The organism is Clostridium sp. DMHC 10 (assembly GCF_001270375.1).
Classification (GTDB): Bacteria; Bacillota; Clostridia; order Clostridiales; family Clostridiaceae; genus Clostridium_S; species Clostridium_S guangxiense.
The window spans coordinates 932822-946863 of the sequence record NZ_LGVB01000015.1; the positions used below are offsets into that span (position 1 = coordinate 932822).

At 30.6% G+C, this 14042-nt stretch carries 15 protein-coding genes; 5 read left to right on the forward strand and 10 right to left on the reverse strand.

Going from position 1 to position 14042, the window contains the following annotated elements; all coding sequences use genetic code 11:
- Positions 1–153: 153 nt before the first annotated feature.
- The 9 genes from pcp to AGR56_RS06410 form a co-directional block, all read right to left on the reverse strand.
- On the reverse strand, positions 154–762 hold the full coding sequence (pcp, locus tag AGR56_RS06385; protein ID WP_053241563.1) for a pyroglutamyl-peptidase I: 609 nt from the start codon (positions 760–762) through the stop codon (positions 154–156).
- A 21-nt stretch (positions 763–783) separates the two neighbouring features.
- Positions 784–996: a hypothetical protein gene (locus AGR56_RS06390; RefSeq protein WP_053241564.1), complete on the reverse strand. Its 213-nt coding sequence runs from the start codon at positions 994–996 to the stop codon at positions 784–786.
- Positions 997–998: 2 nt separating this feature from the next.
- The gene (locus AGR56_RS06395; RefSeq protein ID WP_053241565.1) at positions 999–2189 is read right to left on the reverse strand and encodes a methyl-accepting chemotaxis protein; all 1191 of its coding nucleotides are present in this window, start codon (positions 2187–2189) and stop codon (positions 999–1001) included.
- The gene (locus AGR56_RS06400) at positions 2128–2784 is read right to left on the reverse strand and encodes a cache domain-containing protein (protein ID WP_053241566.1); all 657 of its coding nucleotides are present in this window, start codon (positions 2782–2784) and stop codon (positions 2128–2130) included. Before AGR56_RS06400 ends, AGR56_RS06395 begins: the two co-directional genes overlap by 62 nt.
- 623 nt (positions 2785–3407) lie before the next feature.
- Positions 3408–3551 carry a hypothetical protein gene (locus AGR56_RS20110; RefSeq protein WP_157055689.1) on the reverse strand — a complete coding sequence of 48 codons (144 nt, stop codon included), beginning with the start codon at positions 3549–3551 and terminating at the stop codon, positions 3408–3410.
- Between the two features lie 79 nt (positions 3552–3630).
- Positions 3631–4887 carry a hypothetical protein gene (locus AGR56_RS23320; protein WP_347460419.1) on the reverse strand — a complete coding sequence of 419 codons (1257 nt, stop codon included), beginning with the start codon at positions 4885–4887 and terminating at the stop codon, positions 3631–3633.
- Between the two features lie 56 nt (positions 4888–4943).
- Positions 4944–6563, reverse strand: a complete 1620-nt coding sequence (locus AGR56_RS23325) for an insulinase family protein (protein WP_347460421.1) — start codon at positions 6561–6563, stop codon at positions 4944–4946.
- A gap of 133 nt (positions 6564–6696) precedes the next feature.
- Positions 6697–6858, reverse strand: coding sequence for a transporter substrate-binding domain-containing protein (locus tag AGR56_RS19400; RefSeq protein WP_084756896.1), 162 nt, complete (start codon positions 6856–6858; stop codon positions 6697–6699).
- Positions 6859–6883: 25 nt separating this feature from the next.
- Positions 6884–7579 carry a polyprenol monophosphomannose synthase gene (locus AGR56_RS06410; protein ID WP_053241567.1) on the reverse strand — a complete coding sequence of 232 codons (696 nt, stop codon included), beginning with the start codon at positions 7577–7579 and terminating at the stop codon, positions 6884–6886.
- A gap of 206 nt (positions 7580–7785) precedes the next feature.
- Between AGR56_RS06410 and AGR56_RS06415 the strand changes: the two genes are divergently transcribed.
- From AGR56_RS06415 to AGR56_RS06435, 5 genes are all read left to right on the forward strand, one after another.
- Entirely contained in the window at positions 7786–9183 is a 1398-nt protein-coding gene (locus AGR56_RS06415) for an aspartate ammonia-lyase (RefSeq protein ID WP_084756897.1), read from the forward strand.
- Positions 9184–9204: 21 nt separating this feature from the next.
- Complete coding sequence (gene hydF / locus AGR56_RS06420; protein WP_053241569.1) at positions 9205–10443, forward strand: [FeFe] hydrogenase H-cluster maturation GTPase HydF; 1239 nt, start codon at positions 9205–9207, stop codon at positions 10441–10443.
- A gap of 201 nt (positions 10444–10644) precedes the next feature.
- Entirely contained in the window at positions 10645–11484 is an 840-nt protein-coding gene (locus AGR56_RS06425; RefSeq protein ID WP_053241570.1) for a S1-like domain-containing RNA-binding protein, read from the forward strand.
- Between the two features lie 59 nt (positions 11485–11543).
- A complete protein-coding gene (locus AGR56_RS06430; RefSeq protein ID WP_053241571.1) occupies positions 11544–12041 on the forward strand; it encodes a DUF1259 domain-containing protein in 498 nt (165 codons plus the stop codon).
- A gap of 131 nt (positions 12042–12172) precedes the next feature.
- Positions 12173–12988, forward strand: a complete 816-nt coding sequence (locus AGR56_RS06435) for a TIM barrel protein (protein WP_053241572.1) — start codon at positions 12173–12175, stop codon at positions 12986–12988.
- Here the strand turns inward: AGR56_RS06435 and hydE are convergent.
- Positions 12985–14034 (reverse strand): [FeFe] hydrogenase H-cluster radical SAM maturase HydE, encoded by a 1050-nt coding sequence (gene hydE, locus AGR56_RS06440; RefSeq protein ID WP_053241573.1) that lies wholly within the window; start codon positions 14032–14034, stop codon positions 12985–12987. The genes AGR56_RS06435 and hydE overlap by 4 nt on opposite strands.
- Positions 14035–14042: the final 8 nt, after the last annotated feature.

Consider the following 14042-nt stretch of genomic DNA (forward strand, 5'->3'; position numbering starts at 1 on the left):
TCTAAATTTAATATTTTAGCTTATGTATTTTCATAAAAAATAAATTATAGTAAAATATTTTTTACATACAAATATTCTACTATAATTTAGTCATAAAATCACCTATTTTTTTATATCTAAATGCTCCAAATCATTGTTACTTCGCAGCCTAATTTATTTAGCAGCAGTATTCACTGCAATTTCCAAAGCTTTCACCATATTTAGAAGACTCATACTTGGCTGGTTCTTATAATTTACTGCCTGCTCTGGTAAGTAAGGAATATGTATAAAACCTCCTGTAATATTGGTATACTTTGTGCTTATTATATGCATAAGACCATAAAATAACTGGTTGCACACAAAGGTACCTGCAGTATTTGATACGGATGCTGGTATGCCAGCTTCTTTTATATTAGAAACAATATCCTTTACGGGAATAGTGGCAAAATATGCTGCAGATCCATTTTCTACAATTGGCATATCTACTGGTTTATTGTTTTCATTATCTGAAATTCTTGCATCAATGACATTAATTGCAACTCTTTCAACAGTTATTTCATTTCTTCCTCCTGCTTGTCCAACGCATATAACAACATCAGGTTTAAATTCTTCTACAGCTTCTTCAAGTACCTTTATTGATTTATAAAAAACCGTTGGAATTTCTTTTATTTTGAGTTCAATACCATGGAATTCATTGTTTTTTAATTCTTTGATAGCCTCCAAAGCTGGATTTATTTTTTCTCCTCCAAAAGGATCAAAACCTGTTATAAGTACTTTTTTCATTTTTTAGTTTTCTCCCTTCTATTAAACTTCAAACTTTTGCATCATTTCATTAAGCTTTTGTGCTAAAATAGCCTGATTTTGTGCTGTTAACGCAACTTGTTCTATGCCTTTTGAAGTTTCACTTATACTTTTTTCTATAGCTTCTACATTTTTATATGAAACTTGTGTATTTTTAGTCATTGTATTCATTGCTTCTCCTACCTGATGTATTGATATACTTATTTCTTTTGCCATATCTAAAATTTTTTTTGGGACATTTCACTTACAAAATTAGAGTCCTTGTAATACTCACTCCCTAAACTTTTAAAGCTTTCTAATTGTGGATTTATATCTTGTTTAACAAACTTGAGTATTTCGCTGCTATTGTTTGATAAATCACCGAACGCATATCTTACTCTTTTTATTATATCTTCTATTTCTTCTACCGCTTCTGAAGACTCACTTGCAAGCTTTCTAACTTCATCTGCAACAACTGCAAAACCTTTTCCATGTTCCCCAGCCCTTACTGCTTCAATAGCTGCATTAAGTGACAACAAGCTAGTCTCTTCTGATATGTCCTTTATAGTATTAACCATAATTATTATTTTTTCTACAATATTGCCTTCTTCTATGGATTTAATTATGCTTTTCTCTTTATCATTGTATATATTTTTAACCTTGTCAATAGATATTCTACTGTCCTTTTCTATTTTAGTAGCTCTTTCCTTAAATGAATCTGAATTTTTACCTCCTTCTTCCGCTTTACTTGACAATATTTCTACATTTCCATTAATTTCTTCTACTGATGCATTAATTTCTTCTGATACTGCGCTAGTTTCCTGAGATGCAGAAACAATATTTTTGATTTCTGCATCTATGCTTTGTATCATAGAATAAAATTCTTCTACTGTTGCAGAAAGTTCTTCACTTGATGCACTTATATCTTCCGAATCACTTACAATTTCCTTAACTAAATTTCCAACATCCCTTTGCATAATAACTACAGCATTGGCAAGCTCTCCAATTTCATCTTTTCTTTTTATAAAAGCATCTGAAATAGGTACATTAAACTTACCATTAGAAAGATTTTTAAAATGCTCTACAACACCTTGAAGAGGTTTCGAAACTTTTAAATTGATATATAAATAAATTGCAAATCCAAATATTAAAAGTGCAGCTAAGCCTATTATTATATTGCTTTTAATAAAATCATTTTTGACCATATTGCTTAATGACTTGTCTTTTCCCACAAATAAAATACCCGAAACTTTACTTCCAAAACTCATAATTGGTTCGTAGGAGGTAGTATAACTTCTTCCAAGTATATTTGCATCTCCAATATATTTATTTCCAGAAAGAACTTTTTTAGCTATAGCAGAATCTAATTTAGTACCAACTGTTCTCCTTCCATTCTTTTTTATAGTCGTTGCAATTCTTGTATCTCCCAAAAAAAATTGTTGCATCACAACCCAAGTTTGATTTTATATAATCTACAACTTTATTTGTATCAAGTCTATATCCTATTGATATAACACCAATAACTTCCCCATCACTATTTTTTACAGGTATACCAGACCTAACTGACATTTTAACGGAAGTTCCTCCTTCCACTTGAGTATTTGCTTCTCCTTTGAGTGCATTTTGTACATTAGTCTGATTAGTAACGCTGTCCCCTTTCTTATCCTTATCATGAGTTCGAGCCAAAACAATTCCTTTTTCATCTGTAACTGTAATAAAATCCATACCAGAATTATTAATAAGCGGCTCTAAAGTCTTCAATATAACATCAGTGTCCTTTTGTTTTATTGCTCCTACAACATCTTTATTTAACGATAATTGCATTCCCATATTAAAAGACACTTTTTTCATATCTGCTATTTTGTTGTCAAATATTTTAGTTGACTTTATGAGTTCTTCACTTATGCTTCCATCTACATATTTTTCAAACCTAAATACATCTTCCAACACAATAGAAGCTACAAGTATAACTATTACTACTGCTAAGAAGGCTACAATTTTAGTTTTTATTGATTTTCTCTTCATGTCCTCACCCCTTAATATAATTTTGCTCAAATGTATAATTGAACTAGCATAGTTGAGTCGATAGCCTTTTATATATTCTACCTAATTATATTTAAATCCTTTAGTCAAAAATTTACTATACTTACTAATCTTACTTGCATGTACATAATCTGAGTTGTAGAGACAAACAGAAATGATATAAATTAGACAGAAAATGGGCTGCCGCACTAAAATTGCGACAGCCTCATATTAAGTTTAAGAAGAATAATGAGCCTTCCACCAGACCTTCTCTAAGTTATTTTATATATTCTATTAAGTCTGCTCTAAAAATCTCTATTTTTTCTTATAATCTCCATTTTTTATTTCAGCCTTAGAGATATCCATTAAAGCCTTAATTCTTTTGCCTGTGATACTTTCTACATCCTTAAATGCTTTAATTTCTCTAGGTTTTTCTGCCCCATGTGTATTAAAAAATGCTGTACATTTAATTTTATCTTTATTTTCGCTTATATATGTCCTAATTGCTGGTGTAATATGTGAAGCCCATACTGGAGTGCCAATTATAACAACATCGTACTTTGAAGGATCCTTTTCAGTTTTACAAATGGTTGTCTTATTGCCCAGAATAGCATTTTTAATTTCAATTATATTTTTAAATATTCCTTTTCTACTTCTTTTTCTTTAATTTCTTCAATATCACAATTAAAACTTTTGCTTATGCTTTCTGCGACCTGCTTAGTATTTCCAGTCTTTGAGAAAAATACAACCAGAATCTTAACATCATCCATTTCGTTTCCTCCATTATTTTACAGGATTTGAATATTTTATAAATATTATATCACATATATTTTATGAATGGACATAAATTTAGCTTTCCGCAAAAATATTTATTACTCTTTTAAATTTATCCGCATTTTCATTTATTTTTTGCTCATTTCCAATGACGCATATATAATTTTCTTTCATACAATCCCCTATAAGCTTAGAACATTTTCTTATACTATAAATGTCAGCATTTATTATTTCATCTCTTATCCTTTGTATATAATCCATATCAATATTTGTAATATAATGCAGCACTGTTCTTTCACATTTAGACGCATTGCTTAAAGGTGCATCAATTCCGCTTATAGTTCCAAGTATATATTTTGTTATCTCTCTATAATCCGCATTAAAATTTTTGATATAATCAGCAAAGTCATCATATATTTCAATTGTTTCAGCTAAACCTGGATCCCTATAGGAACATAAATTCATATTTCCATTTCCAGAGAAAGAAGCAAATGCCCCATAGGCACCACCTTGAACTCTTACTTTACTCCACAGATAATCATAGTTTGCAATGGATTTTACTACAGATAAAACTCCACTATTTTGAAAATTAAGTTTTTTAAAATTATATCCCTTAACAACACATTGAATCTTTGAAGATATAATAAGCCCTTCATTTAGTTTTTCAAGCTTAAAATCATAATTGTATTTGTTTATTGGTTCATTTTTAAGCCTACCTCTAAACTCATTAAATAGCTTTAAGAACTCATTTAGTGCATCCCTATCTCCAGCATAACCAACCAACATATTATTGGAATTAAAAACAAGTTTTGCACATGCCTTTAACTTTTCCGAAATACTTTCTTTCTTTTCATCAAAGCTTCTCTCAAGATTACATAAAAATTTATAAAACTCTATTCCTGATATTATATCCACGTATTTATACATTTGAGAATAATATGAACCAATTCTTACTGCAGCAACCCTATGTGACCTGCTCTGCATAGACATTTCTAACCTAGACTTAAGCTCTTCAATGAGTTCTTTAAGTCTTTTATAATCATCATATATGGTTTTATTAATTACTTCCTCCAATAATTCAAGAAGCTTGAATGTTTTTTCTTTTAAAACCTTCGTTCTAATTACAAATTCAGGTACATATTTATCTACTTCATTTATATCTGAGTAAGGCTCCAAGCTAAAATCCATACCGCCAACATTCATATTTACCTGATTAGATAAATCCTTGAAATCATATTTTTTAGTATTCATTCTTCCAATTAAAATAGAAAACAGCGACAGATATGGTATCATATCTACAGGCACTACAGACGAATCAAAGTACAAATTCATATAATTTATACCATTAGTATTTAATGGAGTATATAAAATATCAACGCCATTTTGATTTATTTTTCACTCTCAAAGTAATCTGCCTTCGGATTAATATCTTTAATTGAAAGCATTGGTATTTTATCTAAATCCTCTTTTTTATCCTGAGTTTCATATCTCAATTTAAGCTTTCTGTTTTGTTCAAATATTTCTTCTAGTTGTTCTTTATTAAGATTATCTCTAAAAATTTTAAGATCTTTTAAAACGGCTTTATTTGTTTCATATTCAAGGTTTTTCTTAGGCTTCACAGTTATAAGTGCGCTATGCTTGTTATTAAGAAAATACTTTTTTATAATTTTTTCAAAGTAGTTGCTATTCATAGCATTCTTCATCTTTTTTAGTTTTTTCTCATACCTAAGGTTTTCAAAAGGTTCTCCTCCATAAAGCATTCTATCTAATATTTTTTCATTATATTCAAGTCCCCTTGGATAGCTTTCATAATCAGCCTCCTTTATTTCAAATTCTCTTGCATTTATTACAGCTTCAATTACTTTTCTATCTATACCATTTTTACATAATTCCTCTAGCACACTGAAAACAATGTCCTTAAATTTATTTTTGTCTTTCAAATTGGAATCCTTTAAAATGATGCTAAAGGTTGGCTGCAAAATAGAATTATCAAAAACTCCAAAAACATCTTTCCCTATATTTGCTTCAACAAGAGCTCTTTTAAGCGGCGAAGAAGAAAGTCCTAAAAGTATACTTTCAAGAATATCAAAAGCAAAATACAGCTCTTCATCTAAAATGCTTCCGGTGCAGAAGCTTAAGCTAAAAAAAGTTTTATCATCTTCGCTTTCACTGTTTGATATAGAATATTCAACTTCTTTTTCAGTCATTTCTTCAAAAGCCTTTTGCAGTACAATGTCATTTTTAATTGCTTTCTTTTCAAATTTATCTAAGTACTCATCATTTATAAATTTAAGTTCCTCATCAAGCTTAATATCTCCATAAAGATATATTATACTATTGGACGGATGATAGTATTCTTCGTGAAATTTTATAAATTCATTGCTTGAAAGCTTAACTATTTCTTCTGGTTTTCCACCAGAATCAAACCTATATATATTATCTTTAAAAAGTGTTTCATCTACAGTCCTTAGAAGAATGGCTACCGGGGAAGAATACGCTCCTTTCATTTCATTGTACACTATACCCTTGTAATCAATTTCTCCATTAATATTATCTATATCATAATGCCAGCCCTCTTGCATAAATATTTCAGGCTTTTCATATATGGCTGGATAAAAAACAGCATCAAGATACACATTCATTAAATTTCTAAAATCTTTATAATTTCTGCTTGCAACAGGAAACATAGTTTTATCTGGGTAAGTTGCTGCATTTAAATACGTATTCAAAGATCCTTTTAGTATTTCTACAAATGGTTCCTTAACAGGAAACTTTCTAGAACCACACAATACTGAATGCTCCAATATATGCGGTATTCCTTTGCTATTTTGAGGAAGGGTTTTAAAGGTTATTGAAAATGTTTTATTATCATCATCATTCTCGAGGCTCACAAGTTTAGCCCCACTTTTTATATGTGTAAATACTCTACCAATGGATTTTATCTCATCTATTTTCACTTCATTCTCAAGTTTAAACCCAAAATAAATATCACCAATTTTAAATTTCATTAACTTTCCTCCATCTTTCCACCGAACTTATAACTAATTTTATCACACTTTTATATTTTATAGTGGAACCAGCTCAACTATATATTACAAATTTCCTTAGCACTGTAGTAGTCTCCTACCATTGGATCTGTAACTATTGCTGAAATTCTTTCATTTTTGAGATCAAGAAAAGCATTGTTTTCTTTCTTTCATTTGTAATACTTACAGTTGACATTATAACATCAAATTTTTTAGAATTAAGTGCAAGAAAAATTCCGTCCCATGCATTTGAAACAAATTTTATTTTAATACCCATCTTTTTACCTAATTCATTAGCAAGATCACTTACTGAATTTAGTCCGTAAAAGTAAACTAAATAAATGTTTTAAATATTGTGCTTGTACTACAGCACTCATCTTTGATTCACCGGAATTTCTCGTATCAAATGCGTATGGAATTTCAACTAAATTATTATATTCACCCATAACAAGTACTTCAATTAATATCTTCCAACCTATATCACTTAGATTTTTATTAGCTATAACGGACTTTTTTAACATAAAAATCCCGCTTGTAGGATCAGAAATCTGCCTAAGCTTTTTAAATAACACCTTTCCCATATACCTTGCTGTCCAAGAGACAAATTTTCTAAATAAATTTAGTCCTCCATCGCTTCCACCTTGAATAAATCTACTCGGAATTACTATATCTGCACCCTCATTAATTTTATCTAGCATAAATGGTACTATTTCTGGTGGATGCTGTAAATCTCCATCCATTACTGAAAACACATCACCCTTTGCTTCCTTAAATCCCTCAATTACTGCTGAAGATAGTCCTCTTTTTTCTTCTCTATGTATTAATTTAACCTTATCGTCTTGTTTCGTTAAATTCATTATTACATCTGTAGTTTCATCATTACTATCATCTACAAATATAATTTCATAATTCTTACTCTTAAGTGCATTTTCCATTCTTATAACTAATTCCCTTATGTTTTTCTTTTCGTTGTATACAGGAATAATAATAGATAACAATTTTTTCACCTACTTTTTAATTGTTACTTAGCACAAAATATTAGAATTACCACATTGTAAAAATCAAGTTTTCTTCCTAATATTAACATTCAAATCAACTTTATATCATATTAATATTCGTGTCAATATATTTGTTAGTTGTTAATACCATTAAACTTTGTTAAAATGAAACTGAAATTTATAAAATACTTCAAGGAGGATTTGATTTGAATTTTAGATTAGAAAAGGATTTACTTGGAGAAGAACAAATTCCCCAAAATGCATATTACGGTATAAATGCCAAACGTGCTGAATTAAATTTTAAGGTAAGTGATAGAAAAGTTAATATAAATTTAATTTATTCTATTGTAACTGTAAAAAAAGCAGCTGCAATAGCCCATAAAAAAACAAATGAACTTTCTAGTGAAAAGGCTGATGCTATAATAAAAGCTTGCGATGAAATACTTTGTGGCAAGCTTAAAAATGAGTTTATAACAAATTTTCTTCAAGGTGGCGCGGGAACCTCTACAAACATGAATGTAAATGAGGTAATTGCAAATAGAGCTATAGAATTACTAGGCGAAAAAAAGGGAGACTATTCTATTATAAAACCCATAGAAGATGTAAACATGTCTCAATCTACAAATGATGTTTATCCTACTGCACTTAGAATTGCATCAATAAAACTTTTAAGGCCACTAGCAGATGCTCTTTCAGATCTTCAAGAATCTCTTCAATTTAAAGAGAATGAATTTGCTGATATAATAGCTCTTGGAAGAACAGAACTTATGGATGCCCTTCCAATGATGGTAGGTCAGCAATTTGGGACTTATGCAAAGGCTATTTCAAGAGATAGATGGAGAATATATAAGGTTGAAGAGAGATTAAGAGAAATAAATCTTGGTGGAACCGCTATGGGAACAGGCCTTAATGCTTCAGAAGAATATATATTTACTGTAACTGACATTCTTCAAGACCTAACCGGACTTGGCCTTTCAAGAAGCGATTATATGATGGATATAACTCAAAATATGGATGTATTTGTCGAAGTTTCTGGCCTTTTAAAATCTGCTGCTGTAAATTTAATGAAAATTTCAAATGATCTAAGATTGCTTGGCAGTGGTCCTAATGGCGGATTTGGAGAATATAAACTTCAAGAAGTTCAAGCTGGCTCCTCAATTATGCCTGGAAAGGTAAATCCAGTTATATGTGAAATGGTAGCTCAGGTTTCCATGAAAGTGATAGCAAACGATACAGCTATAACTTTAGCAGCTTCTCAAGGTCAGCTTCAACTTAATGCATTTTCTCCACTTATTTGTGAAAGTCTTCTTGAATCACTGGAGCTACTTACAAATGCAGTTAAAATATTTGACGATAAGTGCATTAAATCCATTAATATTAATGAAGAAAAGTGCAAAAAAAATTTAGAAAAATCGACCTCTATAGTTACAGCTTTAGTACACCATATTGGGTACAAAAAGGCTTCTGAAATTGCTCAAAAATCAGTAAAAGAAAACAAAACTATAAAAGAAATTCTTATTTCAGAAAATATTTTATCAAAAGAAGTCATGGAAGAAATATTAAATCCATATCAAATAACAAAGCCTGGAATACCAGGAAAATAAAAATTAATCAGAGGTGATAACATGAATGAACTTAATTCTACCCCAAAGGGTGATAGATTACATATAGCTTTATTTGGAAAAACTAATGCTGGTAAATCAAGTATAATAAACGCAATAACTTCTCAAAATATAGCTTTGGTATCTGACGTTAAAGGAACAACTACAGATCCTGTATACAAAGCAATGGAACTTTTGCCTATTGGTCCTGTAATGTTAATAGACACTGCTGGTCTTGATGACGAAAGTAGTCTTGGTGAACTTAGACGCGAAAAAACTTTACAGGTTTTAAATAAAACCGATGTTGCTTTACTTGTAGTAGACGCCTTAAATGGACTTACAGATTATGACAAGAATATAATATCAAAAATAAAAGCAAAAAATATTCCAATAATTGGTATTTTAAATAAAATAGACAAAATAGATAAAACCAAACTTAATATTTCTTCATATGAAAAAGAAGCTGGCATTTCTTTTGTTCCTGTTTCTTCTTTTACAGGTGAAGGTATAAAAGAACTTAAGAGCTCCATAATAAAATCAGTACCAGAAAATGAAGACAAATTTAAGATTGTTGGAGATTTAATTTCTCCCGGAGATTTCGTAATACTTGTAACCCCTATAGACAAGGCAGCTCCAAAGGGAAGGCTCATACTTCCACAACAGCAAACCATAAGAGATATTCTAGAAAGTGATGCAATGGCAATTGTAACAAAAGAATTTGAACTTAGGGAAACTTTAGCTGGGCTATCAAAAAAACCAAAAATGGTTATAACAGATTCGCAGGTATTTTTAAAAGTTTCTGCTGATACCCCAAAAGACATTTTAATGACATCTTTCTCCATTTTAATGGCAAGGCATAAAGGTGATTTAACTGAGCTTGTAAGAGGCGCAAAAGCAATTGAAAATTTAAAGGATGGAGATAAAATTCTCGTTTCAGAGGCTTGCACTCATCACCGTCAATCTGATGATATAGGTAAGGTTAAGATTCCAAGATGGCTCAGACAAAAAACAGGTAAAAAACTTGAATTTGATTTTTCAAGCGGCTTTTCCTTCCCTGAAAACATAAAAGACTATGCTCTTATTGTACATTGTGCTGGGTGCATGCTTAATAAAAAAGCAATGATGTATAGAATAACTGAAGCAAAAGCTCAAAATGTACCTATAGTTAATTATGGTGTTTTAATTGCCTATGTCCAAGGGATTCTTCCAAGAGCGTTAAAGCCATTTCCTGGTGCAGATAGAATGTACACCTCCAATTGTTAATTCAGTTTAACTATAACATTTTAATGATAAAGTTGAAAATTCAACGAATTATTTGTAGTTAAATAATAATAATAATAAATGGATAAAGTCATATTAAAATAGAATTTTGCTTCCATGGATTTCTTACACAATATAATAAAAGTATGGTAAAATTATATGGCATGAAAATTATGCATATTTAACTACAGGGAGGATTATAAATTGATAAAAATAGGTGAATATAATGAGCTTAAAGTTGCAAGAAAAAGTGATTTTGGTCTTTTTTTAGATGCTAAAACTGGAAATACAAGTGATGATATACTTTTACCAATAAAAGATGTTAAAGACAAAGAAGTAAATATAGGTGATACTCTAAATGTATTTATTTATAGGGATTCAAAGGATAGACCTATAGCTACTTTAAGAAAACCTTATGCAAAAGTATCTGACATTGCCTATCTAAAAGTAATATCAAACACAAAGATAGGTGCTTTTCTTGATATTGGTCTTGAACGAGATTTATTTGTCCCAATAAAAGAACAAGGCTATATATTAGAACCAAATAAGTCTTATCTTTTTTATGTTTATGTGGATAAAACCGGAAGGCTTGCTGGAACAACGAACATTGGCAATTACCTTGAACCTGCTGATGATACTATGGTTAACAAAGAAGTTACTGGTATTGTCTATGGTTTTCAAACCAATGGAAGTGCCATGGTAGCCATAGAAAACAAGTATGATGGTGTTATTTTAAAAAACGAGTACTTTAATAGATTATACCCTGGTGAAAAGCTTAATCTTAGAGTAAAAAAATTATTTGAAGATGGAAGGCTCTCCTTGACTCCTAGAAAATCTCCAAAAAACGAAAGATTAGAATTGGAAGACAAAATATATGAATATTTAAAGGCTCATGGGGGTTCTATGCCATATAACGATAAAAGCTCTCCTGAAGATATAAAAAGAACTTTTCACGAAAGCAAAAATTACTTTAAAAATGCCTTAGGTGGACTTATGAAAAAAGGATTAATAATTCAAAATGAAAATGGAACAAAGCTAAAATAGTCACATTATTTTATTGCCTCTCATAAATTATAAGTGGTTATACTTTTAGGAGGTTAATAATGTATATATCAAATAACTGCGGTTACTGTCCATATATGAAAAATTTTGTAAGAGAAGATACTGAGGCAAGTGAGGAAGAGGATTCTACAGTAGAAACAAATGCAGATCCTAACTCAACATTATGCGAGCAATTTGCAAGCATCCTTAAAGGCAAAGTAACTGAATCTAAGCCCGGCTCTTGTGCAGTAGAAAAGGACAGAGGTAATTTAAATGTTACTATATCCGGAATACCAGTTAAAACAGTCCTTAAAGGAGAATTTTCATTTCAAGGTATGAATGCAGTCGGTAGGGCTTTAAACCTAGGTGAAATAGTTGTTCTTCAGGATGAACTTAATAGATTTCTAACTGCTCTTAAAAGAAATGGAATTGATATTTCAGGAGTTCACAATCACTGGATATATGATAATCCTAGAATATTATATGTTCATTTTCAATCAGTTGAAAATCCTTTAAATTTTGCAAGAAAAGTAGCAGAAGCTCTTAGGGTACTTAAATAAAAAAATGCGAAGTAATTCAAGGAAAAAATTCCTCTGTGCCTACGGAATTTTAGCCTTGAATCTTTGTAACCCATTTTATTACAAAAGTAATTTATTTGGCTTTGCCCAAATCTACATTAGGAGATGTTATAATGGATAAACTTTTGTTTGGAATTTCTGGTCTTCCAATAGGAGATGGAAATACTAAATTTACATATAAAACCGGTATAGATTATTTAAGCAGTATTGGTCTCGATGCAATGGAACTCCCCTTCGTAAGAAATGTAAATGTAACCTCCAAAAATAAAGATGGCATAATGGACTCTAAAATTAAAAATAATTTTTATCTTTCTGCCCATGGTTCATATTACATCAATTTAAATGCAGATGATTTAGAAAAACAAGAAGCCTCCTTAGAGAGGATAATAAAGGGAGCAGAAGCTTTAAAAAGTCTTTCTGGTAGAAGCCTTGTATTCCATCCTGGCTTTTATTTAAAGGATTCGAAAGAAGAAACTTTCAATACAATTAGAGATAATCTTTTAAAGCTTCCTTCTATAAATGTAGATTATAGACTAGAAACCACAGGAAAAGGTACTCAATTTGGTTCCCTAAAAGAAAATATAGAATTGTGTAAAGCTGTTTCAAACTGCAAACTATGTATTGACTTTTCTCATATTCATGCTAGAGAAAACGGAAGTTTAAAATCACAGGATGATTTTGATAGGATTTTAAATTTTGTTGGAGAAGAACTCGGAGAAGATGCTCTTTATGATTTACACATACATATGGCAGGTATAAATTATGGTGAAAAAGGAGAAAAAAATCACCTTCCATTTTTAGAAAGTGATTTTCCATATAAAGAATGCATAAAATCTCTTATAAAATTCAACGCTAAAGGCTGCATTATATGCGAAAGCCCTATGCTTGAAAAAGATGCTTTACTTCTAAAAAAAATATACAGCAGCTAAACTACTTCTTGAGTCTTTCCTTTTCTAAAACCTTTAGTGTTAGATACATATCTACCAATCTTATTTATTTTAAGTGTAATGCACTTTCTGCAGTGTCCTGGAGTATCATTTACACAAATTTTACCTGGATAAAGCGCATACAGCTTTCTATATTCACCTTCAGTTACATTAGGCATAACTACATTTGCGCCAGCCATTAAAGCTTTTGATCTTCCATCTGGCTCTAATGATTCCATGGCAGTTGTCGCCGGTATGTTTATATCAACCATTAGAAGACGCATTATAGCCATGACTTTTACACTTAAGTGAAAATCACCCTTTTGGGCTTTTCCAAGAGGAGTATCTTCATTTGGGATAAATGGCCCAACACCAAGCATATCCGCATCTATTTCCTTAAAGAACAAAATATCATCTGCCAAAGATTCTATTGTTTGATTTGGGAGACCAACTAAGCAGCCGGAGCCAACTTCATATCCTAATTTTCTAAGATTATACAAACATTCCTTTCTATTCTCATGGCTCATACCAGGATCTAACTCTTCATAAAGCTTTTTATCAGTAGTTTCTATTCTTATAAGATATCTATCCGCACCTACTTCTTTATATGCCTTATATTCCTCATAGGTTTTTTCGCCTAAACTCAAAGTTATTGCAAGATCAAATTTTTTTATCTCTTTAACAATGTGTTTTAATTTATCTACAGTATAATAGTCATCTTCTCCTGATTGTAAAACTACTGTTTGATATCCATATGCTTTTGCCTTTTTAGCAAGCTCTATTAATTCATCTTCCTTCAGCCTATACCTCTTTAATTTTTTATTATCACGTCTAAGACCGCAGTACATGCAATTTCTTTTGCATATATTAGAAAATTCAATAAGACCTCTAAGGTGCACTTCATCGCCAAGATATTTTTTCCTAACTCTATCTGCTGCCGCATAAAGTTCATCCCTATTTTTGTCATCTTTTAAAAGAGTGATTATTTCTTCTTTAGTAAGTTCATGAGTATACTCAGCTTTTTTTATTATATCTAATATATTATTCATCTTATCTC